The following is a 25474-nucleotide window of genomic DNA, read 5'->3' on the forward strand; positions in this document are numbered from 1 at the left end:
CCACGGTGTTCAGCGCGATCGACCCGCGCTTCGACCAAAACCTGACGGACCTGCTCGAACAGGCGACCGGCGGCGACTTCGTCGCCTGCACATCGGCACTGAGCCGGTACTCCCGTAGCAGTCAGAAACTGCACTACATCCTGGAGTTCCTCCTGGCCCACCACGCCACCATCCTGACCACCAACTACCTGATCCGACCCACCGACGTCTGGGTACGCCGCGGCACCCTCGTCAAACCCAACAGCAGCAACCCCACCATCGGGATCGCGCAACCCCGCGGCCTGGCCGGCGCCCACCGCAAACTCGCCCAGACCATCACCGCCCACCACCCCGCGCCATAACCCGTCACAGACCTCAAGACGGGGTCGAGACCCCGACCCCACAGCATCCATTCCGCCGCTCGAACGGCCGCCGAGCTCGTCCGGCCCACCCGCCGCCAGCTCGTTCGGCCACTTACCTTCGTCGCCTCGGCAATCGGACTCCGCCGACCACGACGTCCGTCCGTCCGACGCACGCCCCGCATCGGGTAGCGGCGACCAGTTCCGCCCCGACTTCCGCTTCCGCTCCCTTCCTCTCTACTTCCGCTTCCGGTTCGGCTCCACTTCCGCTTCTCTCAATTGACGACCCCAACAGCCGTCGGCACACCTCGGCAGCGATCGAATCCACCCGCAGACCCCATGGCCCATGGTCGTCACCGCCACCAGCCCTCCGACGCCGACCTGATCACCCTGACCATTGCCGAGACCCTGACCATTGCCTAGGCCCGCCGGCAAGCTGGTCACTGTGGCGACGCAAAGTCCAAGTCCACGCCCGAAAATTCCACTACCCTGCCGGTCGTGACGACCGGTCTCGGGCCGGCATGACCTTGGATTACCGTGCTCTAATGGGGCTGTGGGCTCCTTGGGCAGCCGAGAGCGCCGTGGCGACGCCGCCGCCACGCTGGAACCGCTCGCCCGAAGCCGATCCGAAGCTGCCGCTGACCCCGCCGTCGCTACCCTGCTGCGTCTGCAACAAACGGCGGGCAACCGTGCTGTTGCTCAGGCCCTGGCTGCCGGGCAGTCCGCCGCGTCGGCCCCGCCGACGGCCGCGGCGCTGCAGATCCTGGGATCGAACCCACTGGCAGCCGCGGGCGAGCGCCACTCGGTGGCTGCGAATGGCATATCCGGCTCACCGTCATCGTCCGTCGCGGCCGTTCCCATCCACGACGGGCCCACCAGCCACGCAGCCGCCGCCCGGATGGGCGTACACGCCTACACGTTTCGCGGACAGGTCGCCCTGGGGGCCGGCCTGGACGAGCAGGGTGGGCCAGGTCGAGATGCCACCATCGACCACGAACTGGTGCACGCCCAGCAGATGCGCGCAGGCGGGCTAGTGGTCTCGGCCGCAGACGCGGAGTCAGCGGCCGTCCGCGGCGATCACCGTGTACGCGTCGATCCGGACACGCCACAGGGTCTGTTCTGGCTGATTCCCGTCGCCGTCGGGGCTTACATCCTGCTTCGGCCAAACGTGGCGAATGCGCCGTCCCCTGCCGACGTGAAGGCCGGACGCGTTCAGCCCAGTGTGTCCGAGCTGCAGGTGGCTGGCGAGGCGCTGGCGTTGTTCGCGGTGCCGGGTGGAGTGAGCACGGCACTCGCGCGGGCCGGGTACGGCGTGGTCACCGCCATGGCCCTGGGCGGTGCGGCCAGCTCGATCTCGTTCCGAGGAGTGCAGGACGTTGGGGGCGGCGAGTTCTCCGGCGTTGAGGCGTACATCGTGGACGCCGCGACCGGTGCGGTGATTGGTGCGGTGATCGGCGGGGCCGTGCGAATCTATGGCGGTCCGCAGGCGCTGGGCGCGCCCAGCGCCAAACCCGACCTGGTGCACTTCACCACGGTCGAGTCACAACAGGCCATTCTCGCCACCTCGGAGTCTGGCCAAGCGATCGGCCAGCTCAGCGGCCGAACCGGCATCTGGGCCCTCACCGACGACGCCCTGGGGCAAGCCCCATGGGTACGCGCCACACGTGCGACGATGCCGGTAAAGACGGCTCAGGCTGCGGTGCCAATACCGCCCGCTGCCGCCGGCCAGTTCAGCCGCGCGGTGCCGCTCGGACCAGTCTCCGCCTATCAGTACGCCATGGGCGTGTACCGCGCTCCGGCCGGTGCCGTCTCCATGGCAACCGGTGAATTCACCGCGGCCGGCGGCATGTTCGCCAACATTCGTGGCCTGATCTTCCCGTACGGCGCGGACGCCGCCATCTGGATCAGCGCCGCCGCCCTGTCAGGACCGCCGTCGGGAACCGCCGACGAGCGCGGCATCCGCACCCTGTTGCCTTCGCTACCCCCGTTGCTACGGCCAGCAATCGAGCAGCAGTCCTCGATGACCGAGTCGACGCGCTCAGACGGGCCGTTTGTCGTCCTGCCCAACATGATCAGCGCGGAGGCCGCCATAGCCGGCGCCAACGGAAGCTACGACCCGGTGGCTCAGGTGTGCTATGCACCGGAGCCTGCGACCGATGAGGCGCAGTCGTTGACGATGCCCGCCGCGCCACCAGCAATCATCTACGTCGCCCCCTTCTGGCCGACGTCGACGGGCGGCGAGTAGACAAGACACACGAGCGGCTCGATCGTCTCCTACTTCTATTGGTCAGATCGCCCATCCGTCGGAGCCGCACCGGCCCGGCTTACGACCTTGTGCGCAGTAGTGCTGGGCGGCGTGGCGGCTTGACCGAGACATAGACGGCCGCGCAGATGTCTTGATTGTGTCGATCAAAGCAATCCGCGCGGCCTTCGCCCATTGTGCCTTCACCGGCCTCAGCCGCAACCACCTAGGCCTGCTCCTGACCGAACTGCAGCCCGCCTGGACCGCGGCGCGAGAGGACCGGTTACACACCCGCCGCACCCGCCCCCGGATCCGCAAAGCCGGTGCCGGCCGCCGACCACGGCTGAGCTTCACCGACCGGGTCGTGATCACCCTGGTCCACCTACGCCTGGCCATCCCACACGCCGCCCTCGCCGTCGCCTACCACGTCGACCGCAGCACCGTCACCCGCGCCGTCACCCAGATCCGGCCGCTACTGGCCCGACGCGGCTTCGCCACCCCCACCGGAACACGACTACACACCGCAGCAACAGACCACATGGGAACACGACCGCAAACACCAGTCCTCACAACGGATCGCCGTCGAACACACCATCGCAGAACCGAAATGGTGGCGCGTCCTACAACGCTTCACCGGCCGCCGCGAACTCCTCCCCGAAACCATCAACGCCATCGCCGGCCTCGTCTCCGACAAATCCGCCGGCCTCACCTGGTAAACACCCAGGCCACCCACCATCAACTACTGCGCACAAGGTCGTTACTCATCCGATGACCAGCGCCATGACGACCGCGACGACCACCACGCTTTGAGCGGAGTGGATGGCGATGCCCATCCACGCGCTGCGGAACCGCCGGGTCGGGTACGCGAACAGCAGCCCCGCGATCACCGCGCCAGGGATCGACCACGGCATGTGCACGTGATACAGCCCGAACAGCACGCCGTTGGCCACCCAATCCGCCCGGCCGAACGCGCCGCGCATCCGGGGCAGTAGCAGGCCACGAAACAGCAACTCCTCGCCCACGACCGTGTTGGCCAACTGCCCGACAACCACCAGCGCCAGCAGCCCCCACGCACCGCGCAGTTCCTCGCGTGCCGCGTCGGAGCCGAGGAACTCGCCGAAACTGTGCCCGCTCGGCGCGGGAAACTCGACGGGCAGCACCTGCAGCACCCCGTACGCCACCAGAAACGGGACCAACCACCACCAGAGCCTGCCCCCAGGCCGGGCGGCCCGGTCGACGGGCGCCCGCAGCCACAGTGCGTCCCCCACTCGCAGGTCCGCCGCGCCGCGGCGCTCCCAGACCACCAACGCGAGCGCGAGCACTCCCTGCCAGAGCAGGCCGGCGATCTCTACCAGGAACAGCGTCAGCGGGTACCGGGGACTCGACGGCGAGCCCACCGACGGCGCGACCACCCAGGCCAGCAGCGCCATCGGCGCCGCCGCGGCCACCCAGATCGCCAGCACGGTCCGGCGCCGGTACTGCCTCACCCGCTCACCCTGCCATAGGCAAACCCTCGCGGCTGTGGCTGCCAGGGGATCAGTCGTCCGACTTGTCGCGGGTTGCGGTGCGCCTTGTGGACCACGCAGTGCGCCGCGCCAGGCTTGGCAGCCGCCGCCGCGCTCGAGAGCTTGAGCAGCTCGGCGACGAGTTCGCCGAAGTGCTCGAAGGCTTCCCGCTGCCGAAGGCCGAAGGTGGCGACGTGATGCCTGCGGTCAGCCTGAGCATCGCGCCCGCCACTGCGGCAGCACCATTCCGGCTCGTTCCGCCGGGTGCCGTTACCAGTTGGCGCGTCCGTAACCGGCGCCGCCGGTAACGGTCCCTTCTCAATGTCGAACCTCAGGAGGCGAACCCGTATGCACGCGACTTCAACGAGATCCGGAACCGTCCACCGTGGAGGAATATCGCCAAACCGGCGCAGCGTTGCTCAACCCGCCGCGCCGCCGCCGCACGCGTTCGCCGACGACGTTATCGCCGATTCTCCTGAAACGTTGAAATCGATCGCTGTCAGGGCCAAGATGGGGTGTCCGCTGACCGGTCAACGACAGCAGGAGACCGCCCATGACAGCCTCTCCTGGAGACCTCGATGAACGAGTCCAGGCCGAACCCGATCAGCGCCGTCGAGGACGCGGCGGCGCCGGCCGCGATCGCCACGATGCCTTTGAGCCGCCGACAACACCGCCGCCCAGCAACGGCGGTTGCACCCTGACGTACGCCAAGACCAGCGAGTGGAGCAATGGCTTCGGCGCCACCGTGACGGTGCCGGCAAGCAGCGCGATCAGCTGGTTGGACACTGCCGCTGGACCTGGCCGAAGGGCCAGAGCATCACGAATTCGTGGGACGCGACGGTAACCTCCAGCGGCGCGTCGGTGGCGGCCGTGAACGCGAGTTACAACGGCCGGTTGAGTGCCGGCCAGAGCACGAGTTTCGGGTTCAACGGAGCCTGGCACAGCACGAACACCGCACCCACGCTGACCTGTACGGCCAGCTGACCCAAACCCGGCAGGGGGTGGCACCGTGACGGTGCCACCCCTGCTAGGTGTCGTCGAGTACAGCCGCTCAGATGTTGATGTTGCCCATGTCCTGTGTGGCTCCGTCCAACCTCGTCGGTCCGGCTGCGGGACGGCGAGCGGTTCGGAGCAGGGTGGCGATGAGAATGGCGCCGAGGGCGACGAGGCCGGCTGCGATGGTGAGCGCGAACGAAAACCCTTCCGCCGCTGATCGCGGGGAGCCGGCCCGGGCGTCGTTGTGGCGTTCGGCCACGGTGACCAGTATGGCCACTCCTACCGCGCCGCCGATCTGTTGCACGGAGCTGAACAAGGCCGAGCCGAGACCGGCGTTCTCCTCGGTCGTGCCCGCGACGGCGGCCACCGTCAGGACCGGCAGGCTCAGCCCGCATCCCAGACTCGTGACGAGCATGCCAGGCAGCACGCCCGCCGCGTACGGATCGCCCGCCGCCACGCCGGACAGCAGAAGCAGCCCGGCAGAGGTGATCAGGAATGCCAGGACCAACGTCCAGCGCACTCCCATCCTCGTGATCGCCCTGGTGGAAAGCCACATTCCCACGAGGATTCCGGCGCCGAAGGGCAGGTAGGCGACGCCGGCCTGGAGCGGACTGTAACCGAGCACCGTTTGCAGGTGGATCATCAGTAGGAAGGCCATCGCGTACATGGCCGCGGAGAACAGCAGGGTCGCGCCGTTGGCGACGGCACGTGTTCGATCGGCCAGGAACGACATCGGTACCAGCGGCTGCGCCGCCCGCGACTCCGCTACGAGGAACCCAGCCGCCAGGACGGCGGCTAGTAGCAGGGGGGCGAGAACGGCTACGTCTGCCCAGCCGGCTTCCCCGGCCTGGAGCAGGCCGTAGACCAGGGACACCACGGCGGCAGTGCCCAGGACGGCGGCGGGCACATCGAGACGGGCCCGGCGACTGGCACGGCTCTCGGCGACCAGCCGCGGCAGCAGTACGAGGGCCACCGCCGCGACGGGCAGGTTGATCAGGAAGATCCAGCGCCAGGAGGCGAGGTCGGTCAGCACGCCGGAGATCATCAGGCCCGAGGTGCCGCCCAGGGCCGCGATCGCACCCCAGATGCCGAGTGCTCTGCTGCGTTCATGAGTGCCGGGGAACAACAGGGTGATCAGGGACAGCGCGGCGGGGCTGGCCATGGCCGCACCCGCGCCCTGGACGAACCGCCCGGCCACGAGTTGCCAGGGCTGCTGGGCGAGCCCGCAGGCGAGACTCGCCACGCCGAACAGCGCTACGCCGGCGGCGAAGACGCGGCGCCGACCCAGTAGGTCGGCCATGCGGCCGGCCAGCACCAGCAGTCCGCCGAAGGTCAGAAAGTAAGCGTTGACGACCCAGGCCAGCCCCTGGGCGCTGAAGCCCAGGTCGTCACGGAGGCTCGGGAGGGCGACGCTCACCACGGTGTCGTCCAGGACCAGCATGAACTGCACGAAGCACAGCACGACCAGCGCCGCTCGGCGCCGGTCGGTGACCGCGGCAGACACCGCCGTCATGACAGGTGTTCCGTCGGTGTGCAGGGCCTGGTCGTAAAGCGGTGGGATAAGGGATTGATCAGCACTCAACGACGCTATGTGCCGACCAAACCTGGCCACAATCTGCGATGGGGCCAGACCATATCGTGTTGAGGACATAGCCTGTAGCGCATGATCGAGGCCGTCGACACTGCTGTCCCGACCGGGGTAGGGGTGATCGTTGTCGGGCACTTCCCGCTGGCGTCGGGCGAGTGGATCTCCCCGCACAGCCACACGCATCACCAGCTGGCGTGGACGCGGAGCGGTGTGCTCAGCGTCGCCGTTGGCGATTCGTACTGGGTCCTACCGCCCACGCGGGCCCTGTTGCTGCCTGCGGGAGTCGTCCACCGAACCGGCGCGACCCGCAACGCGGTGCTGTGCAGCCTCTACCTCAACCCGGAGCGGTGCGCGTTGGACTGGGCGGCGCCCACTGCGGTCGGCGTCGACGGGCTCCTCGCCCATCTGATCGGCTACCTCGCCCGTGATGACCTCGCCGACGACGCGCGGCTGCGGGCCGAGGCGGTGGTGCTGGACCTGCTACACCCGTTGCCAGCCCTGCCGATCGACGTTCCGCCTCCCGTTGACGAACGCGTACGCGCCGTGGCCGACACCCTGCTCTCCGACCCGTCGGACTCCCGGAGCCTAGAGGCCCACGCACGCGCCATCGGCGTGAGCCGACGGACCCTGACCCGGCTGTTCGTCCGCGACACCGGGATGAGCTTCGACCGCTGGCGCACCCACATGCGGCTGCGGGCCGCCCTGCCTCTGCTCGCCGAAGGACGGACGGTGTCGCAAGCCGCGCACGCCGTGGGATACGCGACCCCGAGCGCTTTCCTCGCGGCGTTTCGCCGAACCGTCGGCACCTCACCCGGGCGCTACCTCAACGAAGAAGCCGTTCTCGACGTTTGATCCAAAACCGCGCTGGGCGCACGATCAACATCGAGTGGACCCGGTAGTGGCAGGAGACCGGCGCTGGTCAGGGCTCGCGGGCGCCGTACACACGCAGGATGCTGTGGCGCAGCGCTGCCGCCGTCTGCTCGGTGGTCATGCGGCCGGCGGCGACTTCGCCGCCGGCCGCATGTCCGAGCGCGATGGTCGCGGAGACCAACCAGGCCGGGCTGAGAGTGCCGTCAAACTCGCCGGTGGCCTGGCCGCGCTCGATCAGCCGCTCCAGCCGCTGGATGACCGCGGCATGCTGACGGTCGGCGTCCGCCTGGTCTATAGGGGTCGCCGAGGGGTGCAGCAGCAGCGGGTACCGGTCGAACAGCCGCCAGCTGACGTCCAGCCAGCGCAGCAGCGCCTCGGTGACGGTGCCGCTGTCAACATCGGCGACGTCGAGGGCGGCGACGGCTTCAGCAGTGATGCGGTCGATGACCGCGGCCACGAGCAGTGGCCGGGACGGGTAGTGGGCGTAGACGGTTTGGCGGGTGACGCCAGCTGTGGCGGCGACCTGTTCCACCTTCGCGTCCGGATGCCGACCGAGCACCTCGACGGCGGCGTCGAGTACAGCGGCTGCGCTGCGCTGGGCGTCCGAACGCCGCCGGCGGCGCCGATCACCTGTTATTTCTGACACGTTGTCTAATTTACCGCCCCACATTATCGTAGACACGGTGTCAAAGATAAGTCGATTCAGGGAGATCAAATGACGCCCCGTACCGATCTGACCGGCTATCTGGTCCGCTATCCGCAGGAGGCAGGGCTGGGCGATGAGGATCCGGCGACTGTGCTTGACCGCTACCACACGCCGGACTATGAGCTGGTCAACGACGGCGTGCTGCTGGACCGGAAGCGGCTGCTGGATCACATCCGTCCGGCCCGCAAACGGGCCGCTGGTCTCCGTGTCGAGGTGAAGCAGGCGCTTGTGGACGGCGACCAGGTCGCCGCCCGGTACCGGCTCATCGCGGAGTTGCGTAAGGGCGGCACCATCACCGTGGAGATCTATATGTTCGGGGAGTTGGCTGCCGACGGTCGACTGCGCCGCGCCATCCAAGCCACCCGGACGATCCCATCCGAGTAGTTCGCCAGGTCGGCCAAGCGGCGCCTCGACGGTGATGACCAGTGCGGTTCCCGCCCGTTTGGGGCTGGATTGACTTAGCTGGGATTGAGGTGTCCGCGTGCTCTCCGGGTGGCGTGCGGGTGCGTAAACGCTGGTTCTCGGGTTGCGGAAGCCGTAAGCGTCGCGGGCGACGGTCTTGATCACGCGGTCGGCGCCTTCGGAGCCGGCGTTGGTGGCGCCGGTCTGGAAAGAACGCGAGGATCTGCGGCCACCGCACTTCGACGGTGGCGGCGAGGCGCCCCGCCGCGTCGAGAATGCCTCGGCGACAAGACCAGGCCGTTGACCTCGGATGCGGTGGGATGGCGACACCTCGCCCGCGACGCCGATATCCGTTGCTGCCGGACCGGGTCGCCGAGTGCCTTGAACGCCCGGGTCGAGCACTGCCGCGGTGGCGCCGGGATGCGGTGCACCAGGATCGGGTGGAAACACGCCCGCTTCCCAACGGACCGATCTGGACCGCACGCCGGCCTCCGCGTCTGGAGGCCCTCGTGGGGTGAGCGGATTTGCGGGTCCGGCTTCCAGTTGGGCGTTAGACTATGACGACGTCGCTGCAGAAGTCGTAGGACTGGTCGAAGTGGCTCGCCTGCCAGATCGTGTAGACGATGTGGCGGCCGCTTCGGTTGCCCGCGTTGACGTTGAGGTGCGGGCGACCCCGGCGTGCGGCGAGTCGGTCTGCTGCCACCTCCGAACCGTAGGAGATAGACACTAATAAATATAGACGAGTCTTTGATTAACTCCAACTTCTTCTGACCTGATGGACTACTGACGTTTGGTCATGATCGAGCGGCCCTGCAATCCACGCCCGGTTGGACCACAATGGTCGGTCCGGTCCACTGCGGGCTCGTTGGGACCGCACATACAGCCAAGGCCATCTCGGCGACGAAATGTGGTGCATCTGTCGGATTGAGCCGTCCACTTGCCACGTCGATGGCGGCGCCGTACAGGATGTGGTGCAGGACGCTGGCTAGCAGGTCGGCCGAAATGTCGGTTCGGAACACGCCTGCGCCCTGGCCCCGGCGGATCAGGTCGTGAACCCGGACCACCGGCCTGCTCTTCCTTCCCATCGCGCTATCCACCATGCTCGGCGCCCGCCTCGCCGGCCGCATCTTCGGCTGCACCGGCGCCCGAACCCTCGCGGTCACCGGGCTTACCATCGCCGCCGCCGCACTGGCCATCCCCGCGATCTGGAACAGTGCCGCCGCCATGGTGGCCGGCACGACGATCGCAGCCGCCGGCACCGGGTCCCTATTCGTGGTGACCTCCGCCACCGCGCTCGGGCAGGTAGCGGCCCACGAAGCCGGCCTGGCCTCCTGAATCGTCAGCACCTTCCACGAATTCGGCGCCTCACTCGGTGCGGCGGCCGTACCCAGCATCGCCGCCCTCAGCATCGCAGGCACCGGCACCAACGGGTTCACCCGCGGCTTCACCACCGGCGCGATCGTCGCCATCGTGACCGCCATCGCCGCGCTCGCCCTAACACCGAGTACCCGCACCAGGTAAGCGGTCGATGGACGCCGACCATCCCGCGCGGCGACGCTGCTCGGCCAGCAATTCTGCTCACCCGCGGTGACGCGCTCCGCTGATGGTGCGCTGGCACGGAGAAGTCCTGGCCCGGACGGTCAGGAACTGCCGCTAGGAGAAAAGGGCATGACACAGAGAAACGACCGCTACGTGGTCCGGCCGGGCCGAGACTCCGACGCCATCGAACTCGCTCGCCTGCACGCATCGGTCCAGCTTCAGCCGATGACCGGCGGGCGGATGCGAGTCCCCACAGCCCGGCACCGAGGTAGTAGTTGAAGGCTGATGATCGAGCTCGGCGTCTATTGGGGCCTGGTAACCATGTCCGCCGGAATTCCAACACCACGGCGGTCAGCCCCACACGTTCCGCCCGCGACCGCGTTCAATACTCGGCAGGGACCATCTCATTGTCGAGTTCATCGTCGACTGGGAGCGACCTACGGCGACGACGAGGGCCCGCGCTGCGCTGGACCGACACGTTGTTCACCGCGCTCGCACAATCGCGCTCCCGGGTGGCTACTCCACCCTGATCGGCCCGATGACCACGACCAGATCCTTACTGCGCGCCCGCCGGAGCAACGCCCCGCGTCTGCGGTCGATCAAGCAACCGTACGCCCCAAGCTGAGTCGCCTCCGCCACGCCGCTACCGCCGCCCTACCGAATACCGCCACCTTGGTGTCGGCTGGCAGCGGCGCCGCACGCCCACCCCCACAAGGGATGACGGGCCGTTGCCGCCGTCCGCCGTGAGGTCTGCTACGAGCGGACCGGTTCCGGCCGGTCCGCTGGCGTCGAACGCTGTCTGCGGCGAGCGAACCGCGTGGTGCCCCGCGGTTTGTAGATGGCCAGAATCGTGGCCAGGACAAGTAGTAGGAGCGCCACCACCGCGTGGATGGTCGGTGAGGCGCGCTGCGGCCCGAGAGCCTCGGGGGTAAAGGCTGGGGTTGTTGCCGCGTCCGCCAGACCGGCCAGCGTCTGGGTGTACATGAGCAGCACTACGACGGCGCCGATGTTGATGACAAGTTTGAAAATCACCCAGTAGTGCCGCACCAAACCCCACGTGGTGCCTAGCGATTGGACCAGCCCGCTGGCCAGCGACGCGAATGCCAAGGGCACCAACGCATACCAGGCGGTTGGCTCCATAATTAGATAAGCCGCACGCACCACGTCCGTGTCCTGGCTGACCATCCCCACCACACCCAGGACGACGAAGACGGATACCGCTCCGAGCCAGCCGACCGACGTCGTTACGTGCACGGTAAGCGCAAGCCGGCGTACCGGCGGCGGCATGATCATCCGTGCCCCCCGACCGGTGGCGCGTGGCCGCCACCGCTGACGCCCGGGCTCGTCCCACTGTTCGGGGAGTGCCGTCCAGGGCCGTGTCCGCCGGCCAGCAGCATTGCGACCAATAGCGCGATAGCCAGCAGGGCGACGATCACCGACAACTTGACCCAGCGCGGCATCGGCGTCGACCCGGCTTCAGTACGGGGTGGCACCTGCGCTGGACGGGGTGGATCAGCCATGGTGGCTCCTCCTCATATGGGCGACGGACACCTCCAGTTTTACGAGACAAGATGTCGGTGTCAAGCCGCCATGTCGAGGTTCCGTCGTGGCGTATGATGGTGGAGTGCCGAGGCTGTGGGACGCAACGATAGAGGCGCACCGCTCGCAGGTGCGGGACGCGATCCTGGACACTACGGCGGCGCTGGTGGCCAATCGCGGACTGCTGGCGGTGACAATGTCGCAGATCGCCGAGGCGACCGGGATCGGCCGAGCGACGCTGTACAAGTACTTTCCCGATGTCGAGGCGATCCTGTCCGCCTGGCACGAACGGCAGATCGCCGCCCATCTCGCCCAACTGACGCAGATACGCGACCAGGTCGGCGACCCCGATGCCCGATTGCGGGCCGTGTTGGAGGCGTACGCGATGCTGTCCCAGCGTGGACACGGCCAGCACGACAGCGGCCTGGTGGGGCTGCTGCACCGGGACCAACACGTCGCCCACGCCCAGCAGCAGGTCCACGGCATGATCCGTGACCTGCTCGCCGAGGCCGCCGTCGCGGGCCACGTACGCGACGACGTGCCGGCCGGCGAGCTGGCGACCTACTGCCTGCACGCACTCACCGCGGCTGGCAGTCTGCCGTCAGCACAAGCGGTTCACCGGCTCGTCATGCTCACCGTCGCGGCGGTACGCCGCTCGAGCTAGGCCAGGCTGGCGGACATTCGCGCGCGCTCGGCCGCCAAGTCGTGAAGACCGGTCGATCGCCGCCGCCTGAAGTATCGGTCTCTCTGTAAATGGGCACCCATCGCATTTGTCGATCACGCCGACCAGGCGGGCGGACGTGATTACCTTCCAGGAAGCGGATCCCGGGCGATCTCGCCGTGCGGGCGGGTCTCTGGTACGGCACGACGTAGGGGCCGTTGCTGAGATCCACGACCAGTCAGCCCGTCCCGGATGTGCGGTATCTCGACATGCCGGTTGCTGCGGGCACGGCTGACGGGCCCGCGTTGGATTGCATCACCACCGACAGTCCTTCCCGCGCCACGTCCGCAGGTCTGGTTGTCTTGTCTCAGTTGTGGTCGGTGCCGGTAGCGACCTTGCGGCGTCGGCTTCGATAGTGAGTCCAGGCGACGACCGCGAGCTTGGCGACAATAGCCGCCACGACCAAGTCGCTGGCGATGCCGGCCCACCGTGAGTGCCCCACCAACGGTCCAGCCAGTCCGACATGCACCCCAATGGCCAAGACGCCGACCAGGATGAGCAGGCCGACCTGGAGCCGGACGCGTCGCGCGTCTCGTCCGGGCTGCGGCGTGGTTTCCGTGACCGGCGTGACGGGGACGCCGCCAGGAGCCGGGGGTTCCTCCCAGATGACGCTTAGTGGATCACGGCTGCTGAACCGGAGCAGGTTGCGGGTGACGATGTCGCGGATCTGAGTGAGGCCGTCCTGGTCACTGGCATCGACGCGGATAGTGAGCGCGTCCGCGTCGGCGGTCAGGATGCACCGGCCCCAGGGGGTGAACGTGATGGTCCCCTCGCTGTCGGACCAGTTGGCGGCCACCCGCACGCCACCGCGGGTCATCCTGCCTTGTAGGTGCACGCCTGCACGATGACCGCCGCTTCCCATGGCGGTGGCGTGCTTGCAGAACTGGGTAAGGTACCGGCTGGCACGTTCGGTTGGGACCTGTGCTTGAAGGGTCGGCATCGCTTTTCCTTCTGGTCGCCTGTCTCAAGGTAGGCCGCGCCGTCAGGGCTAGCGACCTACACTGCAAGGTCTAGGTCTAGACGTACCGTAGCGACCTGGGTAGCACGGTAGCTCGGTCGTTGCATGCCTCGCGCCAAACGTCCGCGCGACAGGCAAACACACTCTCGGCCGGTGGATGGGATGCCGCTGCCACCGGCCAGGTCGTAGCATGCCCGCGGCCGTGAAGTTGTCACTTTCCGCGGCATAGGTATGAAAGGTGACCGCGTCCTTGAGAGCCTGGACCACGCCTCGGCCGAGGTCAGCGATAAGGGCGTGGGGGCGTCGCCTCGTAGGGGCCCGGCTGGGTCATCATCGAACGGCCTGGTGCCGCACCGGGTCACCGCGCGGTGCTCGCTGCGCCCTACCTGGAGGCCTTCGGCGACGACGCGACGCCAGCCCGGCCGCCGTTGACGGCCGGGCCGAAAACTTCCGCCGGTCGACGGGAGTCCGATTGTCAGGGGAGTTCGGTGATCTCCACGACGGCGCAGGCCGCTTCCATCCCTGGCGCGCCGCTGACGAGGAGTACCTTCTCACCGACGTCGACCTCACGGTTACGCCAGACGTACTCGAGCCCGCGGATCTGGTCCAGCGGTCCCGCGTGTCCGAGCCTGCGGGTGAACTCCCAGATGCCCCGCTTTTCTTCGATACCTAGCGGGTCCAGGAATATGTCGGTCAGCGCCCACCGGGCGAAGCCGTCGTGCACCACCTTGGAGATGTCGTCCAGCGTCACCCCGGCTTCGGAGAGAGCTCCCTCGGCCGCCTCGATCACTACCGAGCCGAAATCCGTCATCGGCGGCGCCCCCGAGTCGGCGGCCTGCTCGCGCACGTACGCCATCCGCGCGTCGAAGTTGAGCGTCCCACCAACGGTCATGCCTGGCGGGAAGATTTTCTCCCCACCACGATGGTGCAGTTCGAGTTCCGGGTTGGACGCGAACTCGGTCGACAGGACCTTTGCGAAACCGCGGCGCTTGGACAGCACTACCCCGCCGCCGCCGTCGGCCAGGACGAACAGCGACGAGGCGTTCCAGCGGTTGACTGACGGGGTGCCGAAGTTGTCCGCACAGGTCAGCAACGCTGCAATCCGGTCGGGCCTGGCGTCGAGATAGCACGCGGCCAGATGCAGGTTCGAGAAGAACCCGATGCACCCGTTGCGGATCTCCACGGAGGTTACCGGCTGGTTGATGGTGTTGCGGTTGATGTAGTGCTGCGCCGACCATCCGTCCGGCCCTTGCGGGTGCACGTTCGTGTGGAACAGGGCGCAGATCTCTTCCGGCGCGTGTCCCGACTGCTCGACGGCGAACCGGGCGGCCTCGATGGCGAGGTCGGGTGCGGGTGTCGTACCTGCGATCGAGATCGAGAGCAGACCGCTGCGCTCCCGGTCCTCGGCGCTGTACCACCCTTTCTCCACAGCAACCGCTGTGTCGACGTAGTCGGGCTCGGAGGTACCGATGCCGGCGATGTAGATATCGTTGACTCTCATCTCGCCTTCTCTCCCGTGCCGGGTCAGGCGGCCCGCCTGGCGTCCGTTCGTCGAAACGTATCCGCGGGGGTTGACGTGACCAGCCAACAGACATCGACAACACCTTGAACGGCGTCCGCGTTCCTCGCGGCTGGCACGGCGAAGAAAGCAGCGGCCGTCCAGGGACGACCACGACGCGGTGAATCACTGTTAGGTGTCGTCGCGCAGCCCGGCCATCGTTACGGACACCAAGCGACGCACCGCTGCTTTCGACGGTAGTGACCCGGCTGCGGTCAACGCGTGCAGGCAGAAACGGGCAAGTTCGTCCGGCGAGACGTCGCTGCGGGCCTCGCCCGCTCTGGCTGCGTCCGCGATCAGATCCCGCAGGAACGACACGAGCCGCCGCTGTGCCCGCGCGACGTGCGTGCCGTGGTGCAGCATCGCGGATAGCTCGCCGCCGTGGCGCTGGTGGTGTGCCAGCATCGCGTACGTCTCCAGGGCGACCCGGACCCGCTCGCCGGCGCCGTCAACCTGGTCCCGCACCTTCACCAGGTGGTCCAGATGCTGGCCGACCTGCCGCTCGTGCCAGGCGACGAGGATCGACTCCACGTCGGAGAAGTACTTGTACAGCGTGGCCCGGCCGATGCCGGTCTCCTCGGCGATCTGTGACATCGTCACAGAAGCCACCCCGTGCTCGGCGACCAGGGCCGCCGCGGTTTCCAACGTCGCGTCTCTAACCGCGCGGCGGTGAGCCTCGATCGTCTCGGACCATAGCTTCGGCACGGGCTCAGTATAGGGGGGGTTGATCGTCGGACGGTCTGGCGTGGTGCTGACATCGTGTCTGCGGGACCGGGCAGACCGACGGGGTCGACGTCCGGGCGTCTCGGCGTCGGACGCCTCCGACGACACTACGCCCGCCTCGGCGGCAGGGCAGCGACGAAGGCCGGGTCGTTGTCCGTCTTGCCCACCTTCGCGGCGCTACCCGGCGACCCGAGGTCCCGGAAGAAGTCCGCGTTGAACGTCGCGTAGTCCGACCACTGCTCCGGCAGGTCGGCCTCAAAGTAGATCGCCTCGACAGGGCAGACCGGCTCGCACGCGCTGCAGTCCACGCATTCGGTCGGATGAATGTACATCATGCGTTCGCCCTCGTAGATGCAATCCACCGGACACTCGTCCAGGCAGGCACGGTCCAGTACGTCGAGGCATGGAGCCGAAATCACGTACGTCATTTGGCTTCCCGGGATCAGGGGTTGAGCACCCAGGCGGACGAATGCGCGGAGAAGCCGATGTGCGGGTAGTAGCTGACCGCGGCCGGCGCAGACAGCAACACAATCTTGGCTCGCGGGGCCTGAGCACGGGTGGCGTCGATGAGCGCGCGACCGATCCCGGCCCGCTGCAGCCGGCCTGTCACGGCGATGTCCGACAGGTACGTCACGTACGAGAAGTCCGAGACGCTCCGAGCTATGCCGACGAGCTCGCCCTGGTGCCGGCAGACCATGATCAAGTTGGCGTTGCGAATCATCTGGGCGAACCGCACATCGTCGGTGATCGGCCGGCGCTCACCGAGGCCGGACGACTCGTAGACCGCCAGGACCTCGCGCAGGTCGAGGTCTGCACCGTCAACGCGTTCAGTCTTCCAGTCCACGTAGGGCCTCCAATCGGGTCAGGATCACGTCGTGATGGTTGAAGAACCGCTCGGGTGTCAGCAGCCCTGGATCGACGCCGTGCCGCTGTAGCGCGGCGCCGAATTCGTCGCCATGCTCGGCCGCCCACTCCGCTGCCGACTGGACGAGGCGGTACGCGGCCTCCCGCTCCATACCGCTGGCTAGCAGGTCGGCGAGCACGACCGAGCTGTACACCCGCCCGCGAGTCATGTCGATGGTCGCGCGCATCCGGTCGGGGAATACCTCGAGTGTTTCCACCAGGTCGGCGGCGGCTGTGGCCTGGTAATGCGCCACCGTCAGACAGTCCGGCAGGACGACCCGCTCGACCGAGGAGTGGGCCAAGTCCCGTTCGTGCCAGAGCGCCACGTTCTCCAGCATCGCCGTGACATACGAACGCAGCAGTCGAGCGATGCCGCACAGCCGTTCGCTGGTGGTCGGGTTCCGTTTGTGCGGCATGGCGCTGGAGCCCTGGTACGCGGCGCTGCGCCGCTCCTCCACCTCGACCACCTCGGTGCGCTGAAGCAACCGCAGCTCCAAGGCCAGTTGCTCGATGCACGCCCCCAGCACCGCGACCGCCTGCACCAGCTCGGCGTGCCGGTCACGCGCGACCACCTGGCTGGGAGCCGACTCGACGCCCAGCCCAAGCCGGTCACAGACGTACCGCTCGACCGACGGATCGATCAAGGCGTACGTGCCTACCGACCCGGATATCGTGCCCACCGCCACGGCCTCGCGGGCGGCTACCAGCCGGCGAATGCATCGCTCGACCGCGAAGGCATGACCGGCGAGCTTGTGGCCGAATGTGGTGGGCTCGGCGTGTACCCCATGCGTGCGGCCGATGCAGGCGGTATCCCAGTGCTTGACGGCGGTGTCCGCGAGGACCCGGCGCAGCCGTCCTGCCGCGTGCAGCAACAGGTCCGTGGCCCGTGCCAGGGTATGGCCCAGTGCCGTGTCGACGACGTCATAGCTGGTCATTCCCAGATGGACCCATCGTGCGGAGGCGTTCGGGATTGTTTCGCAAAACGCCGCGAGGAAGGCGAGAATCTCGTGGTCGCGGTCCCGTTCGAGCTCAGCCACCCGCGCGGCGGTCGGCACCTTCGCCTGTCGGATGTCGTCCAACGCATCCGCGGGCACTCGGCCGAGGCGCGCCTGCGCCTCGGTGGCGAGGACCTCGACCTCCGTCCACGTTGCATAGCGGGCCTGGTCTGCCCATAACTGTGCCATCTGCGGCAGGGAGTAGCGAGAAATCATGCCGCTCTTCTCCCCATAGCTAGGCTGGGCTCTCCTGCGGTTGTCGCCAGCCCTGGCGTTTCAGTATGCGCCGAAGTACTCACGGTGCTCCCATTCCGTCACCTGGCCGGCGACATCGCCTCGCTGAAGCCCTGTCGTCGCGCACCAGTCCTCGAACCGCGTCACTTCGCTTTCCTTGATCTTGGTGAGAGACGCCGCGAGCGGGCTACCGAGCAAGTGGCGAACGTGGTCACTGTCGCGGAACGCGTCCAAGGCCTCTCGCAGCGATTGCGGCAGCTCCACGGATGGTCCGGCATCCGGTCCGCCGGGAGCATGTTCCGGTCCCAGTTCGCCGGCCAGCCCGTCTAAGCCGGCCGCCAGCTGCGCGCCGATCGCCAGGTACGGATTGGCGCACGGCTCCCCCATCCGGTTTTCCACGTGCGTCGCCACGCCAGCGCCGAGCACTCGAACCATGGTGCTGCGATCCTCGTAGCTGGTGCCGATCCGGCTCGGCGAGAGCGCGAACTCGGGCGCGAACCGTCGGTAGCCGTTGACGGTAGGGACGGAAAGCAGACAAAAGTCCCGCGTCCGTGCCAGCAGGCCGTCGACGTATGCCTTGCCTTCCGCGGACATTCCCTCCGCATTGTCGTCTGCGGCGAAGAGGTTGTCGCCGCCTGCGAGCTTCACGACCGACTGGTGCAGGTGCCATCCGCTTGGGTCGAACCCGTCGAGGCGTGGTAGCGCCATGAACGACGCGTGGCAGCGGCGGCGGGCGCATTCCTGCTTGACCAGCGTGCGGAACAGCAGCATCGCGTCCGCCGCGTCGATGGCAGACATTGGACTGAAAGTGAACTCCAGCTGCCCGGGCCCAGATTCGTGTTCCATCGTCCGCAGCGGCAGGCCGAGGGCCAGCAACTGCGATGCCAGCGGGCCGGTGACCCAGGCGACGGAGTCGGAATAGGTGTCGAGGTTGAACTGGTATCCCGCGTTGACCGCTGCCACCTGCGGTGCGGCGCCCTGGAGCCCGAAGCCGTTGCCGGCGTTGCCGGCCGGACCGTCAAGCAGGCGGGTCAGATACCACTCCACCTCTAGCCCGATGACCGGAGCCAGCTTTTGTGCGGCGTACCGCGCGCAGACCCGGCGTAGCACGTCACGGGTGGACAGTGGATGACGCGCGCCGTCGCGAAGGAACTCGTCGCCGAGCACCCAGGCGGTGCGCGGCTCGGTGAACGGCAGCACCTGGAAGGTAGTCGGGTCCGGGACGACGAGGAAGTCGCCCGCGCCGAGCAACTCACCAACGCCGACGTCTGAGTCGTGGGTCAGGAAGTCCACGGCTACAGCATGTGCCGTGTCAAACAGGAACGGCCCCGGGCTGAAGTCCATGCCGTTGCGCAGGACGGACCGGAACGCCTCGACGGTCAGGGTCTTCGAGCGGGCCAACCCGTGTGGGTCGCAGAAGACCAGCCGTACCAGGTCGATGTCCGCCAGTGCCCCCTCTACCTGCTCTGCGGCAGCAGCCTGGCGGTCGTTCCAGACGTCGAACTCGACGACGAACGCCGGGCGCCCGACGCCGCGCTCGCCGTACTGGCTGGACCAGGATCGGGAGAACATCGCTGAATCACCCCTTCATCGCGCCGCGCGGCGGTGCCGGCAGCGGATCGAGTTGTTCCTCCACCTGCCGCGCGGTGGCCAGCACCAAGTGGTCTTCGCCGACCGACCCCACCAGCTGCAGGCCGACCGGGAGGCCAGCGGGCGTGCGACCAACGGGGATGGAGATTGCCGGTTGCCCGGTCATGTTGAACGGGTAGGTCGCTGGCGACCACGCCAACCACAGCAGGTCTGACGGATCTTCGGCCCACTCCGGTCCGATGGCATCGACGTGGAACGGCTCGATCGGGATCGTTGCCATCGCGAGCACGTCGTAGCGATCCATGAGCCGCCGCAGCCGGGCACGCAGTGTGAGGCGGACCTGTTCGGCCCTCATGACGGTCTCGCCGCTGACCGTCCGGCCGTGGCGGACGACCGCCAGCCGTGCCGGATCGCACCATGGCTCGCTCTCCGGTGGCGTGCCGGCGGCCTCGGCGGCGGCCAGCAGGTCCACCAGTGCGGCGTAGGGGTCGGCGAACGGGACCTCGACGGGCTCGATCTGGTGTCCTGCCGCGGCAAGTGCGGTATGCGCCTGGACGCAGGTCGCGCGGACCTCGGCCGACGTACCTGGGAACTCGAGCCAGCCGATCCGCAGCGGTGCGGATCGGACCACCTGTTCAGCTGAGGTGACGCCAGAATCCGGATCGTCTCGATGCGGACCGGCCAGGATCGCCGTCAGTTCCGCGACGTCCCCCACCGAGGCGGCCAGCGGCCCGACGTGTGCCAGCCGGTCGGCGCAGGGTGGTACGTACGGCACTCGACCAAACGAAGGCTTGAACCCGACGACCCCGCAGAACGCCGCCGGGATCCGAATCGAGCCGGCCCCGTCGGTGCCCAGGGACGCCGCGCACAGTCCAGCGGTGACCGCTGCCGCGGCGCCGCCGCTGGAACCGCCGGCCGACCGTTCCGGGTCCCACGGATTGCGGGTCGGCGGGCCGACTCGGCTGATGGTGGTGGCGCTCCAGCCGTACTCAGACGTGGCCGTCTTGCCAATCACGATCGCGCCGGCGGCTCGGAGCCGGGCCACTGCCGGTGCGTCCACCGGCGGACGCCGGTTCTCCAATATGGAGCCTCGCGCGGTGGGCAGGTCACGTGTCTGGATGAGGTCCTTGACGGAGACCGGCACACCGAGCAGCGGATGCTCGGCCCACACGGCGTCCCCGCGGCGGCGAATCTGGCCATCCGCAGCCTCCGCCTCCCGCAGCGCGCCCTCCCCTGCCACCGAGACGAACGCTCCGAGCGTGGCGTCCTGCTCCGCGATGTCGGCCAGCGTCCGCTGAATGAGGTCCACGACGGACGATCCGCCGTCGCGGAGCAGACCCCGGATGTCCTCGATCGCGGAGCGCCTCATTCGGTCGCTCCCGCCGCACGCCGCACGGTGGAGCCGGGCGCCGGCTGGCCCGCGACGCGATCCAGGTGCCGAGCCCACGCGGCCAGCGTTGGCTCGGTCGCCATGCCTTTGAACGAGACTCGGATCCCGGCGCGGCGTACCCGGTTGGCCAACCGCAGCATCCCCAGCGAGTCCAGGCCGAGGCGGACGAGGTTTGCATCGTCCGGCACGGCGTCCGGTGCCGTGCCGAGGATCTCGGCGACGGCGGCACGCAGTACATCGATGGTTGGCGGTTGCCCCGCCGTGGTGCTGGACATAGGACCGTCCCCTGTCTACATAGGTGGCTGGTCAGGAGCCGGCAGCCTTGGTTGCGGCATCCGCCGCGAGTGCCTTCTTGTCGATCTTGCCAAGCCCGGTGAGGGGGAGGTCCGCCACGATCTCCAGCCGATCGGGCAGCTTGTAGTCCGCAACCCCACGACCCTGCAGCGCCTCCCGAAGGACGGCGAGCGTCGGAGGCTCACCCTCGGGCCGGACGTAGGCGCAGATGCGCTCGCCGAGTAGCGGGTCCGGCATCGGCACCACCGCGACGCGCTCCACCGCGGGATGGGCGAGCAGGTGGCCCTCCACCTCGCTGGCGGACACCTTGTTACCACCCTTGATGATCACGTCCTTCACGCGCCCTGCGACGACAATGTCATCGGTGGCGGTAAGCCGGACGAGGTCACCGGTACGGTAAAAGCCGTCCGGCGTGAAAGCGTGCGTGTTGTGCTCGGCGGCCCGGTAGTAGCCGCGCAAGGTGTACGGGCCACGGGCGAGCAGCTCCCCGGTCTCGCCGGCCTGGACGTCGACGCCGGCTTCATCCACGACGCGAATCTCGTCGTCCGGCGACAGCGGACGGCCCTGGGTGCTCAGCACCGTCTCCTTCGGATCAGTCTCGCGGGTGAAGGTCAGCAGCCCTTCAGCCATCCCGAAGACCTGCTGGAGCCGGCAGTCGAACGCCGGGCCGATCCGCTCGGCGATCTCGCGGTGCAGCGGTGCACCACCAACCTGGATGAGCCGCAGGCTGGACAGGTCGTATGGGTTGTCGGCCGCCTCCAGCCACAGCTGCGCGACCGTCGGCACGACCGAGGTGACCGTGACGCGTTCGCGCTCGATCGTTTCGAAACAGTCATCCGGCAACGGATCCTCCACCAGCGTGACGGTCCCGCCGGACCGCAGCGTGCCCACGACGCCCGGGCAACCCCAGGTGAAGTTGAACTCAACCGGAAGCACGGCCAGGTAGACGTCGTCGGGTGTGAGGCCGATGAGCTCGGCCGCGGCCCGGGTCTGGTAGTCGTAGTCGTCGTGGGTCCGCGGGATGAGCTTCGGTAGTGCGGTCGTACCGCCGGAAAGCAGGAAGAAGGCGACGTCCGATGGGTCCGCTGCGGAGTCAACGTCGGACTCCGCTCCGGGGCGCTCGTAGCGTTCGCCGGCGACGGTTTCCTCGATCGGGGGCCGGACCTCGGCCAGGGGAATGAACGCGTCGTCCCGATCCTGCGGCATTCCTGGTGGCACCCGGCCATCCAGCACGAACACCCGCCGCAACCCGGGGAACTCGGTCATCAGGTCGGAAGCCATGGCCGCGTGGTCGAACCCCTGGTACGTGCCCGGCACGACGTACCCGGCGGCGTCGGTCAGCTCCAGCAGGTGGCGAATCTCGTTTGCCCGGTGAGACAGCAGACAGAAAACCGGCTTGGCATTGGCCCGCAGCAGGGCGAAAACGGTAATGACGAACTCGGGCATGTTCGGCAGCTGGACGACCACCCGGTCGCCAGCGTCGATGCCGTAGATCCGGAAGCCGGCCGCCATCCGGTCGATCCGCCGGTCCAGCTCGGCGTAGCTGATCCTGGTCTTGCCGTGGACCAACGCCGTCCGTTCGCCGAACTGCCGCGACCATTGCTGGGGCAGGTCGCCGAGCGTGGCGCCGCGCCAATAGCCGCGCGCCCGGTAGCGTTCGGCCATTTCGGCCGGCCAGGGAGTGCACCCGTCGAGCATCAGACTCCTCCGATCAATCGGTTAGCCAACGGACGATGTCCGGTCGGCGGATACATCGGCGGGGACGAGGTACCTAGCGACGCTGTCGAGCTTCTCGCAGGTTTCCTCGAACTCCCGTTCCGGTCGCGACTGCTCCACGATTCCCGCGCCGGCCTGTAACCAGGTGGTGCCGTCACGCCGGTACACGGCGCGTAGGACGAGTGCCGCATCCATCGCGCCGCTGGCGTCGACGGTGAGCACGGCACCGCTGTAGAGTCCACGGGCCTGACCCTCGTGGCTGCGGATGCTGGCGTAGGCGGCGGCCTTGGGCACGCCGGAGGCGGTCACGGCGGGGAAGGTCGCACCGAACGCGTCCCAGGCGTGCCGGCCCCGTGCCAGCTTGCCGCTCACCCGGGAGGCGAGGTGCTGTACCGTGCCGCGCTCCCGGACGACCATGAACTCCTGGACGCTCAACGAGTCTGGCGTGCACACCGTGTGCAGCTCGTCGCAGGCCGTCTTCACGGAGATGGCGTGTTCGTAGATCTCCTTGGCATTGGAAAGCAGCTCGGTGCGCAGGCGCTGGTTCTCGGTGCGGTCGTCGGTCAGCATCCGCGTACCTGCCAGAGGCTGGCTCACCACGCGGCCGTCCTCGTCCACGTGGATCACGACCTCAGGACTGAAGCCGGCCATCTCGACTCCATCCAGGTTCAGCAGGAAGGATCGGGCCGGACGGTTGCCGCGTCGCCCAGAGACATAGGTCCCTACCAGGTCGATCTCCTGGGCGAGCGGGACTACCCGGGACAGGATGACCTTCTGGAAACGGTGCGCGGCGATCTCCTCGACGGCAAGCTTCACCGCCCGCTGGTAGTCCTCGGCACCCTCGCGCCGAACGTCCACGGGCCGGGACGACCGGGTTGGACCAGCCGGCTCCTGCGCCAGCGCCGCCAGCACTGCGGCAAGCGTTTGCTTGTCCGCCGACCGAACGTGCGCCCACCCGTATTGCACGCGGACCTCGGTGTGCGGCACCACCAGATGCAGCAGCCGCTCGTCACCGACGCCGGTCAGGTCCCCCTCCTTGGCGTAGGCGAGCTCGAACGCGGCCCAGCCATACGCCCGCCAACTGTCAACCTGTACCGCCTCGAGCAGGCGCCGCACTTGCCGCAGCGGGTCGCCGTCCCACGGCAGGAACATGTCGTTGACGCCGTACAGGCGTGCGCCCGTTCGGTCCAGCCGGACGTCGGCCAGGACGCCACTCGCGAATGCCCATTGCCCGCTGTTCTCGTACACGACGTAGTCCTCATGAAGCCCGCCTGCGGCGAGGCGCGACACGGCCGCCAAGGGGTCACCTGGCAGCCGGACCTTCGACTCGGCATAGTGCACAAGGCCTTCTGAGCTCATGTCAGTCACCGATCTCGTTGGCGAAATGGTCGACGATGTCCATCGCTTGGCTGGGGTTCAGGCGCGGGTCGCACGGCGGGTGTGATTCGCTACCGACGGCTAAGGCCAGCTCTTCGTGGCACTCCTGCACGGGCTCCGGTGTCACTTCGAGGTGCAACCCGCCCGGCCGGCAGCCCAGTCTGCGCAGCGTCTGGACGAACGTTGATATCTCGGTGCGGATATCCGGGAGCAGGCGCAGCTTCGTCCGGTCAAGCTTGCGCGTGTTCCCGTGCATCGGGTCGCATTGCCACACGATCGGCACGCCGATGTCCAGGCCGGCCTGGACCAGATCCGGTAGACGCGCCGCCGCGGCCACAGCGCCAATCCGCGGGATGAGGCTGAGCCGCCCCTGCTCGCGACGGGGGTTGAGGGCCCGCGCCAAATTGACGACGTCGGTGCCGGCCGCCCCCGGTCCTAGCTTCACTCCGATGGGATTGGCTACGGAGCTTGCCCACTGCACGTGCCAGTTGGCCAGCTGCCGCGTGCGGTCCCCGATCCAGAGCAGGTGACCGCTAAGGGCGAACAACTGTGCCCAGTGGTAGTGCGCACCGGTATCCGCGCTCGGCGCAGTCGACTCTTCGGCCAGCCTTGTCAGAGCCGTCTCATAGTCTCTGACGAGGGCCTCATGCGACACGAACACCCGTTGTCCGCGCACGAGCCGCCCGCGCAGCATCTCCAGGGTGTCCCGCGATCGGTAGTAGCTGGCCAGCAGCCGCGCCGGGTCCGCGCGTCGCGCCATGGCCCTGGGCTCGGCCCTGTTGACCGCATCTCCGCGGTAGGTCGGCAATAGTTCGCCGCTCGGCAGGATCTCCATGGGCTCGCTGCGCGGTTTGGCGTGCTGACCGGCCATCCGGGCGACGACCACCACGTCCCGGCCGGTGCGGTCGGCCAAATGGTCGGCCATCCGGCCATAGAGTTCGATCCGGCTTTGGACGTGCACAGGTGTGGACATCGCGAACGTCTCGGCGCATTCCCCCACGTGCAGAAGCAGGGCCGCGCCATGCTGTACGCGGGACATCAGCTGGCGCAGCTTCCGAATCTGATCCTGGTCGACCAGCGGCACCATGCCGGCGAGTTCTTGGCGGACCCGGGGCAGCTCGGGGTGGTCATGCCACGGCGGTTGTTGCCCTGCCGGAAGGCGGTCCAGGACGCGCAGTTGCGCGGCTCTTTGGGTATCGAGAAGCGCGACGTCCAACTCGCCTGCGTATCGCAGCAATGCCCTTCTCCTGTCGTGTCTGCCTTTCGGCCTGCCGGGCCTGCGGTCTACCG

At 68.0% G+C, this 25474-nt stretch carries 26 protein-coding genes and 2 pseudogenes; 9 read left to right on the forward strand and 19 right to left on the reverse strand.

Annotation, left to right across the window (positions count from 1 at the left end; translation table 11 throughout):
• The first annotated feature begins 5 nt into the window (after window positions 1-5).
• The 3 genes from V6V89_RS23160 to V6V89_RS41795 all read left to right on the forward strand — a co-directional run bounded on the left by V6V89_RS23160 (window position 6) and on the right by V6V89_RS41795 (window position 3352).
• Window positions 6-341: a hypothetical protein gene (locus V6V89_RS23160; protein ID WP_334621352.1), complete on the forward strand. Its 336-nt coding sequence runs from the start codon at window positions 6-8 to the stop codon at window positions 339-341.
• A gap of 802 nt (window positions 342-1143) precedes the next feature.
• Window positions 1144-2583 (forward strand): eCIS core domain-containing protein, encoded by a 1440-nt coding sequence (locus tag V6V89_RS23165; RefSeq protein ID WP_334621353.1) that lies wholly within the window; start codon window positions 1144-1146, stop codon window positions 2581-2583.
• 157 nt (window positions 2584-2740) lie between these two features.
• Complete coding sequence (locus tag V6V89_RS41795; RefSeq protein ID WP_442935202.1) at window positions 2741-3352, forward strand: helix-turn-helix domain-containing protein; 612 nt, start codon at window positions 2741-2743, stop codon at window positions 3350-3352.
• On the opposite strand, the gene V6V89_RS23170 is transcribed toward V6V89_RS41795, so the two are convergent.
• On the reverse strand, window positions 3342-4067 hold the full coding sequence (locus tag V6V89_RS23170) for a CPBP family intramembrane glutamic endopeptidase (RefSeq protein ID WP_334621354.1): 726 nt from the start codon (window positions 4065-4067) through the stop codon (window positions 3342-3344). The genes V6V89_RS41795 and V6V89_RS23170 overlap by 11 nt on opposite strands.
• 86 nt (window positions 4068-4153) lie before the next feature.
• Here V6V89_RS23170 and V6V89_RS23175 point away from each other — a divergent pair, with 86 nt between their 5' ends.
• Both V6V89_RS23175 and V6V89_RS23180 read left to right on the forward strand, forming a co-directional pair.
• Entirely contained in the window at window positions 4154-4393 is a 240-nt protein-coding gene (locus V6V89_RS23175) for a hypothetical protein (protein ID WP_334621404.1), read from the forward strand.
• Window positions 4394-4805: 412 nt separating this feature from the next.
• Window positions 4806-5069, forward strand: coding sequence for a cellulose binding domain-containing protein (locus tag V6V89_RS23180; RefSeq protein WP_334621355.1), 264 nt, complete (start codon window positions 4806-4808; stop codon window positions 5067-5069).
• Between the two features lie 67 nt (window positions 5070-5136).
• On the opposite strand, the gene V6V89_RS23185 is transcribed toward V6V89_RS23180, so the two are convergent.
• Window positions 5137-6594, reverse strand: coding sequence for an MFS transporter (locus tag V6V89_RS23185; RefSeq protein WP_334621356.1), 1458 nt, complete (start codon window positions 6592-6594; stop codon window positions 5137-5139).
• Window positions 6595-6744: 150 nt separating this feature from the next.
• Between V6V89_RS23185 and V6V89_RS23190 the strand changes: the two genes are divergently transcribed.
• The gene (locus V6V89_RS23190; protein WP_334621357.1) at window positions 6745-7521 is read left to right on the forward strand and encodes a helix-turn-helix transcriptional regulator; all 777 of its coding nucleotides are present in this window, start codon (window positions 6745-6747) and stop codon (window positions 7519-7521) included.
• A gap of 67 nt (window positions 7522-7588) precedes the next feature.
• On the opposite strand, the gene V6V89_RS23195 is transcribed toward V6V89_RS23190, so the two are convergent.
• Window positions 7589-8185 carry a TetR/AcrR family transcriptional regulator gene (locus tag V6V89_RS23195; protein WP_334621358.1) on the reverse strand — a complete coding sequence of 199 codons (597 nt, stop codon included), beginning with the start codon at window positions 8183-8185 and terminating at the stop codon, window positions 7589-7591.
• A 69-nt stretch (window positions 8186-8254) separates the two neighbouring features.
• Here V6V89_RS23195 and V6V89_RS23200 point away from each other — a divergent pair, with 69 nt between their 5' ends.
• Window positions 8255-8629 (forward strand): nuclear transport factor 2 family protein, encoded by a 375-nt coding sequence (locus tag V6V89_RS23200; protein ID WP_334621359.1) that lies wholly within the window; start codon window positions 8255-8257, stop codon window positions 8627-8629.
• Window positions 8630-8703: 74 nt separating this feature from the next.
• On the opposite strand, the pseudogene V6V89_RS41800 reads toward V6V89_RS23200, so the two are convergent.
• Both V6V89_RS41800 and V6V89_RS23205 read right to left on the reverse strand, forming a co-directional pair.
• Window positions 8704-8912 (reverse strand): annotated as a pseudogene (locus tag V6V89_RS41800) (transposase); the annotation flags it as partial.
• A 297-nt stretch (window positions 8913-9209) separates the two neighbouring features.
• Window positions 9210-9350: pseudogene (locus tag V6V89_RS23205) on the reverse strand (lytic polysaccharide monooxygenase); the annotation flags it as partial.
• 395 nt (window positions 9351-9745) lie between these two features.
• Between V6V89_RS23205 and V6V89_RS23210 the strand changes: the two are divergent.
• The gene (locus V6V89_RS23210) at window positions 9746-9982 is read left to right on the forward strand and encodes a hypothetical protein (RefSeq protein WP_334621360.1); all 237 of its coding nucleotides are present in this window, start codon (window positions 9746-9748) and stop codon (window positions 9980-9982) included.
• Between the two features lie 957 nt (window positions 9983-10939).
• On the opposite strand, the gene V6V89_RS23215 is transcribed toward V6V89_RS23210, so the two are convergent.
• Together V6V89_RS23215 and V6V89_RS23220 are read right to left on the reverse strand one after the other, a co-directional pair.
• A complete protein-coding gene (locus tag V6V89_RS23215) occupies window positions 10940-11479 on the reverse strand; it encodes a DUF2269 domain-containing protein (RefSeq protein WP_334621361.1) in 540 nt (179 codons plus the stop codon).
• Window positions 11476-11706 (reverse strand): hypothetical protein, encoded by a 231-nt coding sequence (locus tag V6V89_RS23220; protein ID WP_334621362.1) that lies wholly within the window; start codon window positions 11704-11706, stop codon window positions 11476-11478. Before V6V89_RS23220 ends, V6V89_RS23215 begins: the two co-directional genes overlap by 4 nt.
• 104 nt (window positions 11707-11810) lie before the next feature.
• Between V6V89_RS23220 and V6V89_RS23225 the strand changes: the two genes are divergently transcribed.
• Window positions 11811-12389 carry a TetR/AcrR family transcriptional regulator gene (locus V6V89_RS23225; RefSeq protein ID WP_334621363.1) on the forward strand — a complete coding sequence of 193 codons (579 nt, stop codon included), beginning with the start codon at window positions 11811-11813 and terminating at the stop codon, window positions 12387-12389.
• A gap of 364 nt (window positions 12390-12753) precedes the next feature.
• On the opposite strand, the gene V6V89_RS23230 is transcribed toward V6V89_RS23225, so the two are convergent.
• From V6V89_RS23230 to V6V89_RS23285, 12 genes are all read right to left on the reverse strand, one after another.
• Window positions 12754-13386 carry a DUF2218 domain-containing protein gene (locus V6V89_RS23230; RefSeq protein ID WP_334621364.1) on the reverse strand — a complete coding sequence of 211 codons (633 nt, stop codon included), beginning with the start codon at window positions 13384-13386 and terminating at the stop codon, window positions 12754-12756.
• Window positions 13387-13879: 493 nt separating this feature from the next.
• Window positions 13880-14905 carry a ketoacyl-ACP synthase III family protein gene (locus V6V89_RS23235; protein WP_334621365.1) on the reverse strand — a complete coding sequence of 342 codons (1026 nt, stop codon included), beginning with the start codon at window positions 14903-14905 and terminating at the stop codon, window positions 13880-13882.
• Between the two features lie 189 nt (window positions 14906-15094).
• Entirely contained in the window at window positions 15095-15667 is a 573-nt protein-coding gene (locus tag V6V89_RS23240) for a TetR/AcrR family transcriptional regulator (protein ID WP_334621367.1), read from the reverse strand.
• Between the two features lie 125 nt (window positions 15668-15792).
• Window positions 15793-16113: a ferredoxin gene (gene fdxA / locus V6V89_RS23245; protein WP_334621368.1), complete on the reverse strand. Its 321-nt coding sequence runs from the start codon at window positions 16111-16113 to the stop codon at window positions 15793-15795.
• A gap of 14 nt (window positions 16114-16127) precedes the next feature.
• On the reverse strand, window positions 16128-16529 hold the full coding sequence (locus V6V89_RS23250) for a GNAT family N-acetyltransferase (protein ID WP_334621369.1): 402 nt from the start codon (window positions 16527-16529) through the stop codon (window positions 16128-16130).
• A complete protein-coding gene (purB, locus tag V6V89_RS23255; RefSeq protein ID WP_334621371.1) occupies window positions 16513-17799 on the reverse strand; it encodes an adenylosuccinate lyase in 1287 nt (428 codons plus the stop codon). Before purB ends, V6V89_RS23250 begins: the two co-directional genes overlap by 17 nt.
• Window positions 17800-17859: 60 nt before the next feature.
• Entirely contained in the window at window positions 17860-19389 is a 1530-nt protein-coding gene (locus tag V6V89_RS23260; protein WP_334621372.1) for a glutamine synthetase family protein, read from the reverse strand.
• Between the two features lie 7 nt (window positions 19390-19396).
• Entirely contained in the window at window positions 19397-20776 is a 1380-nt protein-coding gene (locus V6V89_RS23265) for an amidase (protein WP_334621373.1), read from the reverse strand.
• Window positions 20773-21072 carry a phosphopantetheine-binding protein gene (locus tag V6V89_RS23270; protein ID WP_334621374.1) on the reverse strand — a complete coding sequence of 100 codons (300 nt, stop codon included), beginning with the start codon at window positions 21070-21072 and terminating at the stop codon, window positions 20773-20775. Before V6V89_RS23270 ends, V6V89_RS23265 begins: the two co-directional genes overlap by 4 nt.
• 31 nt (window positions 21073-21103) lie before the next feature.
• Window positions 21104-22789 carry a (2,3-dihydroxybenzoyl)adenylate synthase gene (locus V6V89_RS23275; RefSeq protein ID WP_334621375.1) on the reverse strand — a complete coding sequence of 562 codons (1686 nt, stop codon included), beginning with the start codon at window positions 22787-22789 and terminating at the stop codon, window positions 21104-21106.
• Window positions 22790-22810: 21 nt separating this feature from the next.
• Window positions 22811-24166 (reverse strand): salicylate synthase, encoded by a 1356-nt coding sequence (locus V6V89_RS23280; protein ID WP_334621376.1) that lies wholly within the window; start codon window positions 24164-24166, stop codon window positions 22811-22813.
• Window position 24167: 1 nt separating this feature from the next.
• A complete protein-coding gene (locus V6V89_RS23285; RefSeq protein ID WP_334621377.1) occupies window positions 24168-25400 on the reverse strand; it encodes a 3-deoxy-7-phosphoheptulonate synthase in 1233 nt (410 codons plus the stop codon).
• Window positions 25401-25474 lie beyond the last annotated feature (74 nt).

This window comes from Micromonospora sp. CPCC 206061 (assembly GCF_036906915.1).
In the GTDB taxonomy this organism is placed as follows: Bacteria; Actinomycetota; Actinomycetes; order Mycobacteriales; family Micromonosporaceae; genus Phytohabitans.